This is a genomic window from Paludibacter propionicigenes WB4, assembly GCF_000183135.1.
GTDB lineage: Bacteria > Bacteroidota > Bacteroidia > Bacteroidales > Paludibacteraceae > Paludibacter > Paludibacter propionicigenes.
Window position 1 is genome coordinate 2,297,729 of sequence record NC_014734.1, and the last position, 21,259, is coordinate 2,318,987.

The following is a 21,259-nucleotide window of genomic DNA, read 5'->3' on the forward strand; positions in this document are numbered from 1 at the left end:
CCGAAATGAACTTCTTATAAAGTGAAATAAGAATGAAAACAGTCGACAAAACGAATAAGACTAGATGAAAATTACTCTTGCTTTAGGGCTTTTTTACTTTAGAAACTAATGAATCTGCAGACATTGCCGTAGAATCGGCCTCCATTCCATTCCCATAATTTAAATCTACCATCTGTAAATTTTCAGGTGTAACAGGATAAACAGCCACAATAATAATTCCGGGCTGTGCCAACATGACTATTAATTGGGACTTACTTTGGAGAATACATACATTCTCACCGGAGTGTTTTACATCTTTAGTGTATCCACTCAAAACCGTTTCCATAGATTTAAGTACAGCCGCTTCCCTTCCGACCGATTTTCCGGTAACTTTAATACGATAGGTAAACCCTACATGTTTATAGGATGGTTTCAGCGTGTAGGAGAATCCAAAGTTGCCGTTGTATTTTTCATTCCATGGGTTTCCGAGCAGAAAAAAATCCAGTGTTGCATCGTTTGATAATCTTTCGGCTGCAATAATCTTATGTTCCGAACTGCTTTTGTTGAAATCAGCTTCAGTCTTTTTAAACTTGGCATAAATGACCGACAAAGGAGAACTGAAATTCAATCCGGATACCGTATTAATAGTAATGTCTTTTTTTAGTCGATTAATAATAGCTTCCGAATCAAAGTAATCAGACGTGACAGTTTCGAACTTTGAAGAACCGGTCAATACGTAAGATTTATAATCATCAGAAATGCCATCATAAAGTGGTTGAATAACGTATTTTCCTTTGCTATCAATAAATCCTCCTTTTCCACCTATCATCGCCCAGGCAATATTTCCATTAAAAGGTAATGCGGAGTCAAACTGCGGGTCGATAATCATTTTTCCGGACTTATTAATGTATCCCCACTTATCACCCTGCTTTACCGGAGCAAGGTCATTGTCGCCGAATGGCTCAACATCGTTGAATTGCGGTTCGATAAACATCTTACCATTTTGATTGCACCAACCCCATTTATTATTCTGTTTTACCCGATATTGATCAGCATTGTCATTCCTCATTTCCTGAAATACGGGGTTAATAGAGTATTTTCCGGTTTCATCTATCACTCCCCAACTTCTTCCTGACGAGACAATGGCTTTGCCGGACTCAAAATCTCCGGCATTTGTGTATTGATAATTTATGATTTGCTTTCCTGTTGCATCAATGTATCCCCATTCGCCGGCTGCATTAGCAACAGCACATTTCCCATCGCTGAAATTACGAACAGTAGAATATTGCGGACTAATCTTCACAGTACCATTTTTGTCCACAAACCCCCATTTCTGATTTAGGCTATCCATAGAAATGCTGAATGCAGCCAATCCGTTTTTAAAAATCCGTACAGATTTAGCCTGCGGCAATTTGAATATTGTATCCCCCTTAGTGCTGATTGCTTGAGGTGCTCCGAATTCGGGGATAACCCAGGCGATGCCTTCACTGAAAACTGTAGCTTCTTTATACGTTGCTTTTATGGCAAAGTTTCCGTCTTCAGTGATAAAACCCCACGAAGGCTTAGTACCGAAAATCTGCACCAATGCCAGTTTGTCCCTAAAAACAGATGATTCTTTAAATTGCGGATTAATGATAATCTTTCCACCCGGATTGATATACCGATAAATATTCCCATTACACACCGGAAGTAGATCAATTACCTCAGTTTCCTTTGTAGACGAACTGCACGCCGTCAAAAAAATAATCAACAAAAAAGAAGTGATTAGTTTTAAATGTCTTTTCATTATTTCAATATTTATACTACGCAAACCTTAATAATGCGTTTCCTAATACTATTTTTAATTACATCGGATCCACATCCAGATTTATCCATAAAGATTTAAACTTGGGTTCGGACTGCAGATTAGTGGTGACCTGACGAAGGATATCTTTTGCCTTTTCGGCGGATGCTTCCACTTCAAACTTAAGCAAAATATGCTTGATATACATATTTTGTATACGTGATACAGCCGGAACATTTGGTCCTAGTACACGATTATTGAATACCGCCCGTAAATCGACGGCCATCCGAGCCGCCGCCTGATTGAGAATAATCGAGTCGCGATGGCGAAGGACGATCTGAATAATGCGGAAATACGGAGGATATTTGAATAGCTTCCGCTCGTCGCACTGCGTGGCAAACATAGCTTGATAGTCATTTCGGATAACTTGCCCGATAATGGGATGCTCCGGCGACGAAGTTTGAAGAATGACCGTACCACGTTTATTTTTCCTTCCTGCACGCCCGCTGACTTGCGCCATTAATTGGAACGCGCGCTCGTGCGCGCGAAAATCCGGAAAATTGAGCATGTTGTCGGCATTGAGAATTCCGACAAGGCTTACGCGCTCGAAATCGAGCCCTTTCGACACCATTTGGGTACCAATAAGAATATCGACTTTATGTTGTTCAAAGTCGGAAATGATCTTTTCATACGACTTTTTGGAACGGGTTGTATCTAAATCCATACGCGAAACACGTGCATCTGGAAAAATCTGTTTGATTTCGTCTTCGATCTTTTCCGTTCCAAAACCCTTCGTGGAAAGTGTTCCGGGCATTTTACAAGCCGGACAGATATTCGGAATCGGTTCGGTATATCCGCAATAATGGCAAGTCAGGGTATTAAAAGCTTTATGAACCGTGAGACTTACATCGCAGTTTTTGCAATGCGGTACATAGGCACAAGCTTTACATTCTATATAGGGTGCATACCCCCGACGATTTTGAAAAAGGATAACCTGCTCTTTATTCTGAAGCGCTTTGGCAATACGTTCGAGCAAGGTGTCGGTGAAATGGCTTTCCATTTGTTTCTTCCTGTACGCTTCTTTGGTATCGACAACAAGAATTTCGGGCATAGCCATATCTTCATGACGCTGACTAAGCTCTACCAAGCCAAACTTTCCGGTTTGCGCGTTCTGATAGGTTTCTATGGCAGGGGTAGCTGTTCCGAGCAAGGTTTTTGCAGCGTGCATGGATGCCAATACGATGGCGGCATTGCGGGCATGATAGCGCGGAGCCGGATCGTATTGTTTGTAACTCGACTCATGCTCTTCGTCCACAATAATCAACCCGAGCTGACGAAAAGGAAGAAAGATGGACGACCGCACGCCTATTATAACGTCGTAGGTTTTATCATTAAGTACATTGTTCCATATCTCCACCCGTTCGGCATCGGAGAATTTGGAGTGATACACTCCAAGGCGTTTACCAAACACCCGCTTCAAGCGCGTAGTAAGTTGGGTTGTCAGGGCAATTTCGGGAACAAGATAAAGCACTTGTTTACCTTCGGCGAGCACCTTATTAATAAGATGTATGTAAATTTCGGTTTTGCCGCTGGACGTAACACCGTGCAACAGCACCACCGGTTTTTCAATAAATTGCTTTTCTATTTCTTTAATGGCTACCTGCTGAAATTCATTAAGCGGATAAACGGCAGAAGTCGACACATCGGAAATATCCAATCGTCCGATTTCTTTCAGGTAAGTTTCCAATACGCCCCGCTCCACCAGTCCGGCAAGCACCGCAGCCGAGGCTCCCGATTTTTCCATCAGCTCTTTGCGCGAAACTTCGCGATACTTTGCAGGGATGAGGCATTTTGACAGATCAATATACATCATCAGCACATCCAGTTGCTTTTTGGCACGACCGAGATCGTCAAAAATCTTGCGGAGATTATCTTCCTGCATAGCTTCGGCTGACATGCGCACAAAGGTATCGGTCTTCACCCGAAACTTATCGGTCAGTTCTTCGCTGATTTCTACTGCACCTTTATCCAACAATGCTTTCAAGGTCGGCATCACGTCGCGCATTTCGGTGACTTTATTCAGCTCGAGAACTGTAGTAGGTTTGCCGTCGGACAAAGCCATAAGAACCTTTTCTTCTTTTTCCGAAAGAACGGTTTCGGCTTCGTAATCGGGATTGATGCATACCCGCGTTTCGCTTTCCAACTTTAAACCGGCCGGCACTGCAGCCTGATACACATCGCCCAGAAAGGCTTGATAGTAGGACGAAATCCATTCCCAAAACTTCATTTGCGGACGACGTAGAATGGGCGCATTATCCAGCAGACACACAATATCTTTGGCTTCGTAAACCGTAGGCATCACCGTGTGAACGAGATATACCACAGCAGTGTACATCTTTTTCTTTCCAAACGGCACCACCACCCGCATACCAATACGCACCGAATCCGCCCATTCTTCCGGCACGGAGTAGGTAAAAGTATTGGGCAATGGCAATGGCAATATGACGTCGACGTATTTCATCAAATTATTTCCTGAAAACGGAAAGAGAATATTACATTTTATCTTTCAAAAACATTCCGGTATACGATGCTTCGCAATTAATGATATTTTCGGGAGTTCCTTCAAAAACCAGATTTCCCCCTTTATCACCACCATCCGGTCCGATGTCGATAATATGATCGGCACATTTAATGACCTCAATGTTGTGTTCAATAATGATGACTGTATGACCTTTGGCAATTAGTGCATCGAAGGCTTTCATCAGGGTTTTTATGTCGTGAAAATGCAAGCCGGTAGTAGGTTCGTCGAACACGAAAATAGTAGGCTCGGGTTTTTCATTGGCCAGAAACGAAGCCAATTTCACCCGCTGGCTCTCTCCACCCGACAGTGTGCTGGACGATTGCCCAAGTTTGACGTACCCAACCCCTACATCCTGCAGTGGTTTCAGTCGCTTTACAATCTTCTTTTCTGTGTTTCCGGTTTGTGCCGAGAAAAACTCGATAGCCTGATTCACCGTCATCTCCAACACGTCGAAAATGTTTGCACCTTTATATTGTACATCCAATATGTCCTGTTTGAAACGTTTCCCGTGGCAGTGCTCGCATTCCAGCACCAGGTCGGCCATAAATTGCATTTCCACTGTTACCGTTCCTTCTCCCTGACATTCTTCGCATCGCCCACCCTCAGTATTAAACGAAAAGTGAGACGCACTGTAATTCATTTGCTTGGACAATTGCTGGTCGGCAAATAACTTTCGGATTTCATCGTAGGCTTTAATATAGGTCACCGGATTAGAACGCGACGAACGACCGATAGGGTTCTGATCGACGAACTCAATGTCTTTGGCCAAATGCATACTGCCTTTGAGCGTACCAAACTGACCGGTACGGTCGGCCACTCCTCCATAATGCTTCTTCAAAGCGGCATAGAACACACTTTTTACCAATGAAGATTTCCCCGAACCGCTGACTCCGGTAACCACGGTCATCACATTCAATGGGAATTTGACATTAATTCCTTTCAGGTTATTTTCGCGCGCTCCGATAACTTCGATAAAGTTACTCCACTTGCGGCGCTGAGCCGGAACTTCAATTTTTTCCTGCCCTGATAAGTATTTCAGCGTGTAAGAATTCTCCATATCGGCAGCAGTAAGTACAGCATCGCCTTTTCCGGTAAGATCGGGAACACCCTGAAAAACCACTTTACCACCGAGCCGTCCGGCATTTGGACCGATATCAATAAGGTAATCGGCTGCACGCATGATTTCCTCGTCGTGCTCCACCACCACTACCGTATTTCCCAGTTCACGAAGTTGCTTCAATACCTTTATGAGCAAATGTGTATCGCGCGAATGTAAGCCAATACTTGGTTCGTCCAAAATGTACAACGAACCAACTAAACTGCTCCCCAGCGAAGTAGCTAAATTAATACGCTGACTCTCACCACCCGAAAGCGAATTTGACAAACGGTTGAGCGTCAGATAACCCAGTCCTACATCGAGTAAAAAGTGAATACGGTTGGTGATTTCAAGCAGCAATCGTTTTGCAACCGCAGCATCCTGCTCGTCCAACTGAATGTTATCAAAGAATTCATTCAGCTTGGCAACCGACATCAACACCAATTCTGAAATAGATTTATCGGCAATGCGGATATAGGATGCTTCTTTTTTCAAACGACTTCCGTTACACTCCGGACAAATAGTCTTACCCCGATAACGAGCCAACATTACCCGATATTGAATTTTATACTGGTTAGATTCCAGATGTTTGAAAAATGCATTCAACCCTTCGAAGTATTTGTTTCCCGTCCAAAGCAGATGACGCTGTTCATCGGTCAACTCATAATAGGGTTTGTGGATAGGAAAATTAAACTTAGAAGCCGAACGAATCAAAGCCTTTTTCCATTCGCTCATTACTTCGCCTTTCCAACAAACCACCGCATCTTCAAAAATGGAAAGTGTCTTGTTTGGCACCACCAAATCTTCATCGATACCGATTACCTTACCAAATCCTTCACAAACCGGGCAAGCACCTATGGGACTATTGAAACTAAATGTATGAACCGTTGGAGTTTCAAAGGTCATTCCGTCTGCTTCAAATTTCTTTGAGAAATAAAGCAACTTTGGTTCTTCATCAGCAAATACCTTGAGAACACAAACTCCACCGCCTTCCGAAAAAGCCGTTTCTATCGAATCAGTCAATCGACTGATTGCAGTTTGCGTATGTTCCACTACCAAACGGTCGATTAAAAGATAAACTTTATCGGCATCATTGGGAGAAATCGTATTTTTAATCGCATCGGATATTTGAACCGTCTCGCCATTTATATCCAAGCGGCTAAATCCTTGTAAAAGCAAGCTCTGGAGTTGCTCTCCAAGCGTCCTGTCACCTGTCGGGATTACGGGAGTTAATACCATCAACTTAGTCCCGTCTGCAAAATCCATTGCAGCATCTATCACATCCTGCGCTTCGTGCTTCCTGACCAACTCGCCCGAGACGGGAGAATATGTTTTTCCAATACGGGCATACAGAAGTTTGATGTATTCGTAAATTTCAGTGGATGTTCCAACTGTCGAACGCGGATTGCGCGAATTCACCTTTTGCTCGATAGCAATGGCAGGCGGAATTCCCTTTATATAATCTACTTCCGGCTTGCTCATTCGTCCCAAAAACTGCCGCGCATAAGCAGACAGACTTTCCACATAACGACGTTGCCCTTCGGCATAAAGTGTATCGAAAGCCAGTGATGATTTTCCCGAACCGGATAGACCCGTAATTACAACAAGCTTATTTCGTGGAATTTCGACATCGATATTTTTCAGGTTATGTACCCTGGCACCTTTTATAATGATATTCCCTTGTTTGGACATAATTTTTTATAACATAAATAAATGCAACTGCAACAAACAGCATTTACATTTTTGATTGACTTGCAAAGATACTACTTAAGAAATGAATATTTAATAGTGAATAGCGGAAAATAAATATACATTTCCTTTTTTCTGTATCATCAAGCAAGTCTTTAAAATACACAAAAAAGAATCGCATGCCATATACAAAATTCATACATTTATATCACCTAAATATGCATTATATTTGAATAATAATTTCAAAAACGCGTATTTTAGAATAATTATAGAATAAATTTTTATAAATTCATTGCAGTATACAAAAAATATAGTACTTTTGCGTCAAATCTAAATAATTATGCATTTATGAAGAATAAACGAAATCGTTTACAGGTAATCTCAGAAATTCTTCGCTCTACCTTAGTCGGGAGCCAGGAAGAGCTTCTGAGGATTCTAAGCGAACGACAGTGCGAAGTAACGCAAGCAACTTTATCACGCGATCTAAAATTACTAAAAGTAGCCAAAACGCCTTTATCAAACGGTGCCTACAAGTACATTTTACCAGCGTATAACAAACCGCTTCCCAGCACTGGAACGGTAAACACGCTGATTTCTCATGGAGCAGTATTAAGTATGGAATTTTCAGGTCAGCTAGGTGTAGTAAAGACAAAACCGGGTTATGCAAGCGCCATTGCCTGGGATATAGACAATAAAGCGACAGATCATGTATTAGGAACAATAGCAGGTGATGATACAATTTTAGTAATCCCTCGTGAAGGTGTAACACGTGATGATATTCTTGAGATGATGAATATCACTTTTTCAGAAAAGGATTAAATTATAGATGAAAGTGGAAAACTTTGCGAAGTTTACACTTTGTGAAGTTAAACTGAACTCATTCAAAATTGAATATGGACAAAGAGATTGCCGTTGAAAAGATTACGGTACAAATTGCTGATGAGCGTTATTTAGGTTATGTTGATACAATCTTGACTACCATAGCAGATGCGGCCAAAGTGCGTGGAACAGGTATTGCCAGACGCTCGCCCGAGTATATCGAGCAAAAAATGACAGAAGGAAAAGCAATTATAGCTTTAGCAGGAGAGGAGTTTGCAGGATTTTGCTACATCGAAACTTGGGGTAATAAAAAATTTGTTGCCAATTCAGGTTTAATCGTTGTTGATAAATACCGTGGACACGGACTTGCCAAACGTATCAAACGTAAAGCATTCGAACTCTCCCGCCAGCGTTATCCCGACGCTAAAATATTCGGACTCACAACTGGTCTGGCTGTTATGAAAATTAACTCAGAGCTGGGGTACAAACCTGTAACATTCTCTGAACTTACCGATGATGCGGCTTTTTGGAAAGGCTGTCAGAGTTGCGTGAATTACGACATTCTGCAACGCACCGGTCGCAAACATTGTTTGTGTACAGGTATGCTGTTCGATCCTGCAAAAGATATAGAGAAATAATATTGAATTGAAATTCCGGTCAGACTCGACCGGTAAGCTTAGATATAAAAAAGATGAAAGAAAAAGTATTATTAGCATTTAGCGGAGGGTTAGATACTTCGTTTTGCGCCATGTATCTGGCCCAGGAAAAAGGATACGAAGTACACACCGCTGTGGCAAACACAGGTGGCTTCAGCGAAGATGAATTGAAAGTAATTGAAGATAAAGCTTTTCGTCTCGGAGCGAAATCTCACGTAGCGTTGGATGTAACTCAAGAGTACTATGAGAAGAGCATCAAATATATGGTTTTCGGCAATGTACTCCGCAACGGAACCTATCCTATCTCGGTAAGTTCTGAACGAATTTTTCAAGCAATTGCCATTATTAATTACGCCAAAGAAATTGGAGCCGATTACGTGGCTCACGGAAGCACCGGTGCCGGCAATGATCAGGTTCGCTTCGACCTTACGTTTGATGTTCTGGCTCCCGGTATTAAAATACTAACGCCTACCCGCGACATGGTATTGACTCGCGAATATGAAATCGACTATTTGAAAAAACATGGTTTCGTAGCCGATTTTACGAAAATGGAATATTCCATCAACAAAGGATTGTGGGGAACCAGCATCGGCGGTAAAGAAACACTGAAATCAGAACAAACTTTACCCGAAGAAGCTTATCCAAGTCAAATAGAAAAACAAGGTGAAGAAAATGTTACCATCGAATTTCTAAATGGTGAGATCACAGCAATAAACGGTGCAAAACAAGAAAACAAAGTATTGCTCATAAATCAACTGGAATCGATTGCCAATAAATATGGCATCGGACGAGATATGCACATTGGAGATACCATCATTGGTATTAAAGGACGTGTTGGATTCGAAGCAGCAGCGCCGTTATTGATTATCAATGCTCATAAGATGCTCGAAAAACATACGCTTACAAAATGGCAACAGTACTGGAAAGATCAGCTCGGCAACTGGTACGGAATGTTCCTTCACGAAGCTCAATACCTGGAACCCGTTATGCGTGACATTGAGCAGTTCCTTCAAAGTTCACAGCAAAACGTAACTGGAAAAGTAATCATAAAACTTCGCCCTTACAGCTACACTTTAGTCGGGGTTGAAAGTCCGTTTGATTTAATGAAAACAGACTTTGGCGAATATGGCGAAGTAAATCGCGCCTGGAGTGCTGATGATGTAAAAGGATTCACCAAAATACTTGGAAATCAAATGAAAATTTATTACAACGTTCAAAAGCGGAACGATAAATAGAAAACAATAAAACTAAAAAAACGATAATGGTCTTTGCCGAATAAGCAAAGACCATTTTTAATAGATTGCTGTTCAGGTCGTTTTGGTAATTAGAATAAAAACAGTACTTTTGCAGCCTATTAATTTTATATTATAAATTATACTTTATGATGAACGCTCAGGATATCAAAAATGGAACTTGTATCCGTATGGATGGAAAGTTGTATTTTGTTATAGAATTTCTCCATGTAAAGCCAGGTAAAGGCAATACTTTTATGCGTACCACTCTCAAAGACGTAGTTGATGGTCGCGTTATCGAACGCCGTTTTAATATCGGCGAAAAACTGGAAGACGTACGCGTTGAACGCCGTCCGTATCAATTTGTATACAAAGAAGGTGATGAATTCATCTTTATGAATCAGGAAACTTACGACCAACATCCTATTAGCAAATCGCTCATCAATGGCGTTGATTTTCTTCTGGAAGGAATGGTTATAGAAGTTGTTTCTGATGCTTCTTCGGAAACTGTACTTTATGCCGATATGCCTGTAAAAGTTCAGATGAAAGTAACTTATACAGAGCCCGGACTTAAAGGTGATACAGCTACAAACACGCTGAAGCCTGCAACTGTTGAATCTGGAGCTACTGTTCGCGTGCCGCTTTTTATAACTGAAGGCGAAATTATTGAAATTGACACTCGCGACGGATCATATCTCGGAAGAATTAAAGCATAAGAAAATTCTGATCCAAACAAATATAAGTCTGATAAACATTTAAGTTTGTCAGACTTTTTTATTAAATAATTATTGCCCGATGCAATTTTTTTTACTTTATTTGCGTTCAATATTATAAATTTAAATGTATGAGAAAACGAATACTCAGCTTTGTCTATGCTGGACGCGGAATAAAAACCGTTTTCAGTACTGAAACCAATATGAAAATACATCTCGTAATAACCGCTGTAGTTATTGCTTGCGGATTTGTATTTAAAATCAACATCACAGAGTGGTGTCTTTGTTTGCTTTGCATGGCACTGGTTATTGGCGGCGAAATGATGAATACAGCAATCGAGAACATTGTAAACTTAGCATCCCCCGAGTTTCATCCGTTGGCGGGTAAAGCAAAAGATATAGCTGCCGGTGCAGTTCTTATATGTGCTATTATTTCGGTTATTGTTGGTTGCTTAATTTTTCTTCCTAAAATCTGGGAGATGCTTGCTGGATAAATATTCACATTAAAGATCTCCAATTCCTCCTATAACTTCAAATAAATCGGTTTAGCAATGAGAATAACAAATTTACTTAATGATTTTTTTGATTTATTGTATCCCAACCTTTGTGTAGTTTGCGGAACAAACTTACAAAGAAATGAACAATGTTTATGTTTAACTTGTTTAAATGAAATACCGAAAACAAATTATCATTTACAACCTGATAATTTAATTGAAAAGCGTTTTTGGGGCAAAGTAACAATATATAGAGGAACCGCATTTTTCTTTTTTCAAAAAGGATCTGCATTTCAAAAATTATTGCACAGCCTGAAATACAAAGGAGAGAAAGAGATTGGTGTGGTTTTGGGTAAATATGCAGCAATAGATTTGATTGAGTCTGCTGATTTTTCGTCAGTAGATGTCATAGTTCCGGTACCACTTCATCCCAAGAAATTGAAAAAACGCGGGTACAATCAAAGCGAATGTATTGGGAAAGGGCTATCTGAGATTTTGAACGCACCTCAGGATACAACAACTCTAAAGCGAATAAAAGAAAACACAACACAAACTAGAAAATCTGTATTTGAACGTTATGAAAACACAGAAGGAATATTCGAATTGTCTGATAAAGCGGCTTTAGCAGACAAACACATTTTGTTAGTAGATGATGTACTTACAACAGGCTCTACTCTTGAAGCCTGTATCCGGGAATTATCGCAAATAAATGGAATAAAAATAAGCATTTTCACACTTGCAGTTGCTTAAGCAAACGTTTTCGGAAAAAGAAGGTATGAAATTAAAAAACATCTCACTTCATTTTCAACAAGTTCTATCTTTTAACTAGAAATTGGGAAATCTGTAATGCTTAAGACCTCGAAAAATGAATATAAATCTGTAGATTTGCATTAAAATACATCCATTTCAAAACATATTAGTGCATGCCGAATTATGCATTGTAAACTCCGATTATTTATCCCCTTTATATTTCTTGTTTTGGTTGGTTGTTCTCTCATGCCGAATGAGATAAAAACCGCCGAAAAAATCATGGAAACAAATCCTGATTCTGCATTACGGATATTGGAACGTATCCGTACCAGCAATGTTATGATATCCTCCTCCGACAGGGCATTGTATGGCTTATTATATTTTCAAGCACTGGACAGAAGTAATAAACCTTTACAGCCAGACTCATTAATTACATATTCGTTAAATTACTACCAAAATTCAAGTGATAAAAAATATTTAGCCTACTGCTATTTCTATAAAGGACGTATATACAAAAATGCTCAACGGTATGATGATGCTACTGAATTATACTTAAAAGCGTTAGATCTTAGTCTGAATAGAAAAGATTATACTCTGCTTGGCAAAATCTATGCTGACATGGGAGACATTTGTTCAATGCAGATGGATTATAAAGAAGCCTTAAGAAAGTATGAACTCTCTGTTGAAAGTTTTCAACGAGCTGGAAAAACTGTTGATGCTAGCTATCGAATTCTTGAGATAGGAAGAACTTATAGATTTGAGAAGAATTACAAATCTGCTCATAAATACTACTTACAAGCACTCTCTCAAACAAAAGACTCTCTATTTCATGGTGTTGCTTTACAAGAAATTGGTATTAATTACTACTGGGCAAAGCAATATGATTCAGCTCAGTACTATCTTAGAAAAAGTATAAAATTCCCTTACAAAGATAACAACTACTCTGTAAGATTTTTCACTCTGGCAGATTTATTTTTTGATATAGAGCGATATGACTCAGCAAATTACTACGCCTCAACTGCACTAAAATATCCAGCAAACTTTGCTACGCAACGTGAATGTTATAGGTTATTAGCCAATACCGAATATCTCAAAGGAAATTTTAAACAGATGGCTGTTTTTATGACCCGTTTTCAGGCATGCTCCGACTCTGTGCGTAAAGTAGAATCTCAGACAAAAATTACTGTACTTGAAGATTTGCATCAAACTTCAGAAAATGCTAATAAAACGAAGAAATATCTTATTGCACTCGGTTGGCTTTTGCCTTTTATTATTGCTATCAGTTTATACGTATTGTACAGGCTTCGAAAACGCAACAAAGGAAAAGAAAAAGAACTGGAAGAAGCCGAGATACAAATTATTGAGAAACAAAATTTATTGGTAGACAGTTTAATTCAAAAAATTGAGGAAACCCGGAGTCTACAAGCTAATGTCTACAAAAAGGCCAGCATAGCTCAACGTGAGCAGATGGACAAAGAAATTTACAATGTTTGCCTGCATGTAAATGATTGGGATGCCTTTAAACGATTAATGAATAAAACATTCAACAATATTGTAAGTATATTAGAGAAAGAGTTTCCTGAAATTACAAGAAAAGAATTAACATGGTGCTGTCTGTTTTTGTTAGACATACGAACACAAGACATGGCTCTGATTCTTGACACCCAACCTGCCAGTTTGTATAAAATGAAATCTCGCTTAACGCAAAAACTATCTCTAAAAAGCACCAAAGAGCTTGATCAATTATTGAAAGAGAAATCTGACAGAAAATAAAATCAACTCACCTCATATTTCCAGCTATTTCATTTTTCACCTTACCATCTTTAGAGTTCTTTTTTCTCTAAAAAAAGCCTTGTCCTAAAAATTCCCTCTACATCAGTTTTATTTTATTGATTATCAGGCATTTTAAAATGTGCCTGTCCTAATTTATTTTGTCATAAAATTTGGCAACTTGTGCCTCTATGTATATCTTAGCACCTTGAAAAGACACCCTAATTTGTTTTTCAATAACCCTATTGTTCACTATAAAATTATTCTCTCATGAAAAAAATTAACTTTCCCATTGTCAGCTTTATTACGCTGTTATTTTGTGTTCTTTCCTTTCAAAGTGCATTAGCTGTTGAAGTACCCCTAAAGAAAGGGGAAACTGGTCCTGCAACCATGAGTAAATCAACTTCCATTCTTCCTGTATCAGTTTCCTTAGACGATACCACTCTAGGCGTCTTCTTCAGTAAACCAGTAGGTATTGCCCAAATTACTATTGAGGACGAAAGCGGCAATGTGATTTATCAAGATGTAGTTAATACAAACTCATCTCTTGAATCGTATATTGAAACAGGAGGTTTTGATAGTGGAAATTACACATTAAAAGTTTCTTATGGAACTACAACCTTGATTGGTAGTTTTCAATTATAATTGATTTCTTGATAACGAGGCGGTATTGACAACCGTCTCGTTTAACTCTTAGAATAACGAAAACAGTAATGTTTCAAAAAACAGACTTATGAAAAATATATTAAAGATATTATTGACTAAAAATGAGAATTATAAATACTCCAATGTTTATAATACAGAGGTTTTAGATAATAGAAACATTACTATAACCGACATCGTTGATGAAATGCAAAAAGAGGGACTTGATGTCGACCGAGAAACTGCACTAAGAATTATTTCTCAGTTTAACAGAAAAGTAACTCAAGAGGTTTTTACGGGTAAGAATGTAAATACCGGACTCGTAAATATCAGTCCCACTGTAAAAGGATCTCTCAATGAGAAAAGATGGAATCCAAGAGCTAATCGTATTGAGATTGGTTTAAAAATTGGTGAAGAACTTACGAATGCTTTATCAGAGACAGTTTTGGAACTGATTGATGAGAAATCGCAAGTTGTTGAGAGCTATGATTTAGCAAATCAGGTGAATCAACCTCCGGAGGCTACTATTATCAACGAAGAAAAGAAAGTTGACTTTGGAAACATAAAACTGAATATCAATGAAGATCCTGCTTGTGGTATAGCTTTCAGAACATGGTTATGGAAGTCCTGATCTATTAGAATAATGTTTACAAAGCATAAATTCCTGTATTAATCGCCTTAACTTTGTCAAAAGCAATTGATTGCAATGTATTATTTTTATACATTTGCAGTCAATTGCTTTCTTTTTTCAGGGAAACCGGGAATAAATGAATTATTATAGCTAAATCTAGAAAATGAAACACAAAATAAACCTGCTCCTCCCTTTCATTTGCTTCTTTTTAATAAGCTGTTCTTCTACTCCTTCTCCCGAATTAAAAATCGCCGAACGACTTATTGAATCAAATCCTGATTCGGCATTAAAGATCCTTCAAAATATAGAACCACAAAGCATAAAATCTGATTATAATAGGGCACTATACGGACTACTTAAAATTGAAGCTATCGACAACAACCACATACTACTCACTCCTGATTCAGCACTCGACTTTTCTATGGCTTATTATAAGAAAAAAAATGACCAACAACATCTAGCTGTTTCCTATTTCTATAAAGCTAGAATATACAGATACATGCAGAAGGATGATAAAGCTATAGTATTGTATTTGTCAGCGTTAGATTATTTTCTTGAAAATAATAATTATAAGTTTCTATCGATGATATATTCAAATATTGGAGACATTTGTTTAGGACAAGCTGATTACTACAGAGGAGTACTTAATTATAAGTTAGCACTGGAATGTGCAAAACATACTGGAGAAAACATTAACTATAAAATAGTTTTTCTAGGAAATGCTTATCGAAGAATGAAGAATTATAAAACAGCTATGAAATACTACCAAAAAGCAAAAATACTACCAAATGATTCTATTTTATATGGAATAAAAATGCAAGAGATGGGTCTGAACTTTTATTTTTCTGAAAATCTGGATTCTGCTCAATACTATATCCGAAAAAGCATCAAATATCCATCTAGAAAAAATGCTTATGCTACAAAATATTACGCACTAAGTGATTTGTTATTTGATTTGGCTAAATATGATTCCGCTTCGTATTATGCAAAAGTGGCGCTAAGCTATCCTCATAATTTTTATACTCAGCGTGAATGTTATAGAATCCTGACAAATGTGGAGTATCTTCGAAAAGATATTACTCAGATGAACAAATATATGGAGCAATATAAAAGTTCATCGGATTCAGTACGGAAAATAGAAGCACAACCCAAATTCAAAGTTCTTGAGAGTCTACACTATGCTGATTTAAAGGCAAAAAAGGCAAAAAGGGAAATGACTCTATTTGTCGTGGTATTACTGATATCAGTGCTTTTATCAGGGTTGTTGGTACATGCACTTTATAAGCGCAACAAACAGAAAAAACGGCAACTGAATATCGTAAAGGATGAGCTTAATCAGAAGCAACAACATGTAAGCAAAAGTTTATTTAAGAAAATCGAAGAAAACAGGGCAGCTCACATTGTCAAACAAAAGAAATCCAAACCTGAACTTGTCAAACTGATATACAAAAATACATTGCACTTAGATAACTGGCAAGAGTTTAAGATTGAAATGAATCATACTTTCAATCAAATAATTGATAAATTGGAAGAGGAATATCCAGAAATAACACAGCGAGAGCTAATATGGTGTTGCCTTCAATTGCTAGAGATTCCAAATGCAGATAGAATCGATATACTGGATACAACATCTGGTGGTTTGTATAAACTCAAACAAAGGTTAGCAAAAAAGATAAAACTTAAGTCCACGAAGGAATTAGATGAGTTCCTAAAAAACATGATATCCTTGTAACAACTCAAAAACCGCTTCGTTTCTCATCCTAAAAAATTCGCTATTTCAAAAATAATTATTGTAAAAGAAGATTATTGAGTACTTTTGTCATTTAAAATAATATTTTAACCTTATAGATTGACTGGAAACACCAAACTTATTGTTTTTAAGTACTGTACTACAATGAATCTCAGATATTACAATATTATTTCTTTACTTTGTTTACTATTAGCAAGCTGCAGTTCAACTCCCGATGAACTTAAAATAGCCGAACACCTTATTGAATCCAGACCAGACTCTGCGTTAACTATCCTCCAAACGATAAGACCACAAAACCTTGAATTAGATTCTCATATTGCTTTATACTGTCTATTGATTAATAAAGCATTATCAAAGACTGACAAATATCCGGCATCCGACTCGACCATCAACACGTCAATTAATTATTACAAGAAAAACAATGAAAAAGAGCGCTTAATTGAATGCTATTTTTACAGAGGTAAACTATTCATGCATCTGAAAAAGTACGATGAAGCTACGAATATGTTCTTAAAAGCATTAGACAATAAGTCAGCAACAAAACACGATAAGCTCTGGGCTGAATTATACCATAATTTGGGAAATATCTGTTACATTCAACATGAATATTTAAATGCTCGAGAAAAATACATCCAATCTGCAGAATACTATAATAAAGCCAATACCGTACTTGAGTCAAATTATAGGCTATTAGATATAGGACGTACATATTTTTCCGAAAAAAAATACAATACAGCTCTGTTTTACTATTCAAAAGTCTTAGGTCAATCGAAGGACTCATTTCAGACAGGAAAAGCTCTTCAGGAAATAGGTATAAACTACTTACATTCTGGCAAAATTGATTCGGCACAAAAATATCTTACAAGATGTTTACATTATCCCGGAAAAGCAGAAGATAAAGGATTGCAATTCATGAGTCTAGCCGATATGTACCTTAAATGTAGCCAATTCGACTCGGCATTTCATTATTCAGCGCTTGCCTTAAAAGAACCAACAGATCTATTGACTAAACGTGAGTGCTACCGAATTCTGGTTGATATTGAGTTTCATAAGAAGAATCTTATCCAAATGGGTAAATACATGACACTTTTTCAGTCGTATTCAAATTTCGTAAAAGCATTAGAGTCGCAAACAAAAAGCACTGTTATCGAGAATCTTCATGATACGAATGAGATAGAGAAAGGGACAAAAAGAAATACTATTATCATTCTTTCAATTCTATTTATAGTATTGTCGCTCTCTGGTATTATCGTTTACCTGTTGTTCAAACGAAATAAAGCTAAAAAAACTCAACTAAAATTATTTCGTGACCAATTGAGCACTAAGCAGGAATTTGTTAGCAGAAACTTAAGTAGGAGAATTCAAACAGCTAAAGAAACACAAACTGACCATCGAAGAAATGCAAGTTCTGAAGAAAGAGTAAAGCTAGACAAAGAACTTTACAACAAGACTCTACAACTGGAAAAATGGGATGATTTTAAGGTAGAAATGAATCATACTTTCAATCAGATAATAGATAAACTGGAATTGAATTTCTCCGGCATTACTCAACGCGAAATGATATGGTGTTGTTTGCACTTATTGGAAGTTCCTAACACGGATAAAATGTTGATTCTTGATGCAAGCCCTGACAGCTTATACAAGTTAAAACAACGTCTTGCAAAAAAACTGAATCTAAAGACAACAAAGCAACTTGATTCATTTCTTATTGAAATTATTTCTGCATAACTCTCCTTATACCACCGCCTAATTTGAGAGCCATTTAGCTTAAAATATAACTGCTTCGGATGGATGTCCAATATTTGCCAGTACGCAATTTTTAATCAGCTTATTTTCTGGAACTTAGAAATTAAGATGTCCAAAAATATTTTATTCAAATTTTGGCTCAGTTGTTCTATTTATCTACTTTAGTGACTTTAAATGTGCTCTATTTATCTATAAAAAAACAAGAGACAGAGCGGTATTGTCAATGAGGTATAGTGAACAATCCTTATTATAATTTGTCCTTCAACCTAAACCTTCATTCTGAGGATAACAAATCGTAATTTTGCTTTGACCATATCGCTTCATAAAAAATGCCTTCGTTATTAGATTAACGAAGGCATTTCTATTTTATCAGAGAGATAAAAATTCCAATATTATACTTTAGAGCAATAAATTTCGTTCTGCATCTTTTACTTTCTCAAAGCAAAACTCTGATAGAATTGAGTTTTTATAATTACTTATTTCATCATTAAAAAGATTGCCTATACTTCCCTGATGGGTATGATTGATTGACTTATTTGGATGGAAATTTCCTTCTTCTATTTTAAGTCCAACTTGCTTATAAGCGTCGCGAAATGGCATGCCGGAAAGCGTTAGTCGGTTAACTTCTTCCACACTGAAGAGGTAATCATAACGAGTATCATCCAAAATTTCGGTATTAACCTTCACTTCTGACATCATCATAGTAGTCATTTCAATGCAATCTGTCAGCTCGGCAAAAGCAGGTACAAAAATCTCTTTAATGATCTGCAAGTCGCGAAAATAGCCCGATGGAAGGTTGTTCGTGATCATCATTATTTGCTGAGGAAGCGATTGCAACTTGTTACATTTAGCTCGTGTCAGTTCAAATACGTCAGGATTCTTTTTATGAGGCATAATGCTGGAACCCGTAGTAAATTCATCGGGTAAGCTTATAAACCCAAAATTCTGCGAAGTAAACATACAGGCATCAAAAGCCAACTTAGCAATAGTAGCGGCCACACTTGCCAGAGCGTTTGCAACAGTGCGTTCCATTTTACCACGACCCATCTGAGCATAAACAACATTGAAATTCATACTATCGAAACCCAATAAATCGGTAGTCAACTGACGATTAAGAGGAAAAGAAGAACCATAACCGGCGGCCGAGCCTAACGGATTACGATTAGTAATCTTCCATGCAGACAATAAGAGTTGTAAATCATCTGCCAAGCTTTCGGCATAAGCACCAAACCAAAGTCCGAACGACGACGGCATGGCCACCTGCAAATGCGTATAACCCGGAAGCAACACATCTTTGTACCTGTTGCTTTGAGAAATCAGCACCTCGAATAAATCGGAGACTGAAGAGACTGTTTTTTGAATTTCGGCGCGGGCAAAAAGTTTTAGATCCAACAGAACCTGATCGTTGCGGGAGCGTCCACTATGAATTTTTTTCCCCACATCGCCCAACTTACGGGTCAATATGAGTTCTACCTGAGAATGTACATCTTCTACTCCGGCCTCAATAACAAAAGCTCCGGTCTCTGCCAGCTTGTATATGTTTTTCAATTCATCCAGCAATGATTTCAATTCATCAGCCTGCAACAAACCGACTGATTCGAGCATACGAATATGAGCCATAGACCCAAGCACATCATACTTTGCCAAAAACACGTCCATCTCACGGTCGCGTCCTACGGTAAATGCTTCAATACGGGCATTTACTTGTGTACTTTTTTCCCAAAGTTTTGTTGCCATAAATTCTATATCATTTATTCAAACCTTTTGCAAGCAAATCGGCCACCATATTCACACCCTCCTTGAGCTTTTTATCAACCATCATTTTTATCATAGCCGGCAAATCTGCCTTTACTGTGAGTTTCATGGCCGTTTTGTTTTCTTCAATCTGTTTGAGTTGAATCCATACGTTCACATTAACAGGGGCATTTTCAGACTCAAACTTAATCGTTTTATTCGGCTCACGTTCTATGATTTTAAAACCAATTTTACCAAAACCTTCAACAACAAATTTACAACTGTCGGTATCAAACTCTAAATCTTTGACTTTATCTGTCGGAGGGTTTTGCTCCTGTATCTTTTTGAGATTATTTAAGTCACTTAATATACCAAAAACCACTTCTTCATTCGAAGAAATGGTTTTAATATCGCTTTCGTATGTTGTCATATTTAATTATTTACAAAATGTAGAAATTCTAAATCAATAACTTGTCAATTATTCAATAGTTACGGTATATTAACGATATTTCATCCGTAATGTTCAGTTATTAATCTTTATTTCTATATGCTGTTTTCTATTCTGCTTTCCAGGTTGACGGATTTTTGCGCCATTCCTGCAATGCTTCCATATCGTCAGCTGCAATATAGTTTGTGGCTAAGGCTTCAGCCAATACCGCATCATAATTGCATAAAGTAGTCAGTTTTACTTTAGCTGCTTTAAATTTTTCTTCTGCAACAGGGAATCCATAAGTAAAGATCGCCAACATTCCGAGCACTTCTGAGCCATCCTTGCGAATAGCTTCTACAGCTTTCAGACTGCTTCCACCGGTAGATATTAAATCTTCGATAACGACCACTTTCTGTTTTGGACGCAAATCTCCTTCAATCATGTTTTCCAACCCATGATCTTTAGGAGTAGGACGAACATATACAAATGGCAATCCAAGCACATCGGCCACCAAAGCTCCCTGTGCTATTGCCCCAGTGGCTACTCCGGCAATAACCTCTACTTCAGGGTACATTTCAAGAATCAGTCGGGCTAATTCTAGTTTTATAAAACTACGGGTTTGCGGATAAGATAAAGTTTTGCGATTGTCGCAATATATTGGCGAGTTCCATCCAGATGCCCACACAAATGGGTTGTTTGGTTGTAATTTTACAGCTTTAATCTTCAGTAGTTTTTCAGCTACACTTTTTTCTAATTGTTTCATT

The 21,259-nt window shown here is 37.9% G+C and carries 17 protein-coding genes; 11 read left to right on the plus strand and 6 right to left on the minus strand.

Features of this window, described 5'->3' with window-relative positions; genetic code table 11:
- Positions 1-82: 82 nt before the first annotated feature.
- From PALPR_RS09485 to uvrA, 3 genes are read right to left on the minus strand one after another with little or no spacing between them, the layout of a single operon-like run.
- Positions 83-1,765 carry a WG repeat-containing protein gene (locus PALPR_RS09485; protein WP_013445399.1) on the minus strand — a complete coding sequence of 561 codons (1,683 nt, stop codon included), beginning with the start codon at positions 1,763-1,765 and terminating at the stop codon, positions 83-85.
- 58 nt (positions 1,766-1,823) lie between these two features.
- A complete protein-coding gene (gene priA, locus PALPR_RS09490) occupies positions 1,824-4,286 on the minus strand; it encodes a replication restart helicase PriA (RefSeq protein ID WP_041620362.1) in 2,463 nt (820 codons plus the stop codon).
- Between the two features lie 28 nt (positions 4,287-4,314).
- Positions 4,315-7,131, minus strand: coding sequence for an excinuclease ABC subunit UvrA (gene uvrA, locus PALPR_RS09495; protein WP_013445401.1), 2,817 nt, complete (start codon positions 7,129-7,131; stop codon positions 4,315-4,317).
- A gap of 345 nt (positions 7,132-7,476) precedes the next feature.
- Here uvrA and PALPR_RS09500 point away from each other — a divergent pair, with 345 nt between their 5' ends.
- The 11 genes from PALPR_RS09500 (at position 7,477) to PALPR_RS09550 (ending at position 18,313) form a co-directional block, all read left to right on the plus strand.
- The gene (locus PALPR_RS09500; protein WP_013445403.1) at positions 7,477-7,947 is read left to right on the plus strand and encodes an arginine repressor; all 471 of its coding nucleotides are present in this window, start codon (positions 7,477-7,479) and stop codon (positions 7,945-7,947) included.
- A gap of 74 nt (positions 7,948-8,021) precedes the next feature.
- The gene (locus PALPR_RS09505) at positions 8,022-8,585 is read left to right on the plus strand and encodes a GNAT family N-acetyltransferase (protein ID WP_013445404.1); all 564 of its coding nucleotides are present in this window, start codon (positions 8,022-8,024) and stop codon (positions 8,583-8,585) included.
- Between the two features lie 53 nt (positions 8,586-8,638).
- Entirely contained in the window at positions 8,639-9,838 is a 1,200-nt protein-coding gene (locus PALPR_RS09510; RefSeq protein WP_013445405.1) for an argininosuccinate synthase, read from the plus strand.
- 146 nt (positions 9,839-9,984) lie between these two features.
- Positions 9,985-10,551 (plus strand): elongation factor P, encoded by a 567-nt coding sequence (efp, locus tag PALPR_RS09515; RefSeq protein WP_041620363.1) that lies wholly within the window; start codon positions 9,985-9,987, stop codon positions 10,549-10,551.
- 128 nt (positions 10,552-10,679) lie between these two features.
- Positions 10,680-11,042 carry a diacylglycerol kinase family protein gene (locus tag PALPR_RS09520; RefSeq protein WP_013445407.1) on the plus strand — a complete coding sequence of 121 codons (363 nt, stop codon included), beginning with the start codon at positions 10,680-10,682 and terminating at the stop codon, positions 11,040-11,042.
- Positions 11,043-11,099: 57 nt separating this feature from the next.
- Positions 11,100-11,792, plus strand: coding sequence for a ComF family protein (locus PALPR_RS09525; protein WP_013445408.1), 693 nt, complete (start codon positions 11,100-11,102; stop codon positions 11,790-11,792).
- A 279-nt stretch (positions 11,793-12,071) separates the two neighbouring features.
- Positions 12,072-13,565 (plus strand): tetratricopeptide repeat protein, encoded by a 1,494-nt coding sequence (locus PALPR_RS09530; protein WP_041620364.1) that lies wholly within the window; start codon positions 12,072-12,074, stop codon positions 13,563-13,565.
- A gap of 267 nt (positions 13,566-13,832) precedes the next feature.
- Positions 13,833-14,207 (plus strand): DUF3244 domain-containing protein, encoded by a 375-nt coding sequence (locus tag PALPR_RS09535; protein ID WP_013445410.1) that lies wholly within the window; start codon positions 13,833-13,835, stop codon positions 14,205-14,207.
- 88 nt (positions 14,208-14,295) lie between these two features.
- On the plus strand, positions 14,296-14,835 hold the full coding sequence (locus tag PALPR_RS09540; protein ID WP_013445411.1) for a DNA-binding domain-containing protein: 540 nt from the start codon (positions 14,296-14,298) through the stop codon (positions 14,833-14,835).
- Between the two features lie 163 nt (positions 14,836-14,998).
- Positions 14,999-16,567: a tetratricopeptide repeat protein gene (locus PALPR_RS09545; protein ID WP_013445412.1), complete on the plus strand. Its 1,569-nt coding sequence runs from the start codon at positions 14,999-15,001 to the stop codon at positions 16,565-16,567.
- A 162-nt stretch (positions 16,568-16,729) separates the two neighbouring features.
- Positions 16,730-18,313, plus strand: a complete 1,584-nt coding sequence (locus PALPR_RS09550) for a tetratricopeptide repeat protein (RefSeq protein ID WP_013445413.1) — start codon at positions 16,730-16,732, stop codon at positions 18,311-18,313.
- A 417-nt stretch (positions 18,314-18,730) separates the two neighbouring features.
- On the opposite strand, the gene argH is transcribed toward PALPR_RS09550, so the two are convergent.
- The 3 genes from argH to pyrE form a co-directional block, all read right to left on the minus strand.
- Positions 18,731-20,068, minus strand: a complete 1,338-nt coding sequence (gene argH, locus PALPR_RS09555; RefSeq protein ID WP_013445414.1) for an argininosuccinate lyase — start codon at positions 20,066-20,068, stop codon at positions 18,731-18,733.
- A 10-nt stretch (positions 20,069-20,078) separates the two neighbouring features.
- Entirely contained in the window at positions 20,079-20,495 is a 417-nt protein-coding gene (locus tag PALPR_RS09560; RefSeq protein ID WP_013445415.1) for a polyketide cyclase, read from the minus strand.
- Positions 20,496-20,622: 127 nt separating this feature from the next.
- Positions 20,623-21,258: an orotate phosphoribosyltransferase gene (pyrE, locus tag PALPR_RS09565; protein ID WP_013445416.1), complete on the minus strand. Its 636-nt coding sequence runs from the start codon at positions 21,256-21,258 to the stop codon at positions 20,623-20,625.
- Between the last annotated feature and the right edge of the window lies 1 nt (position 21,259).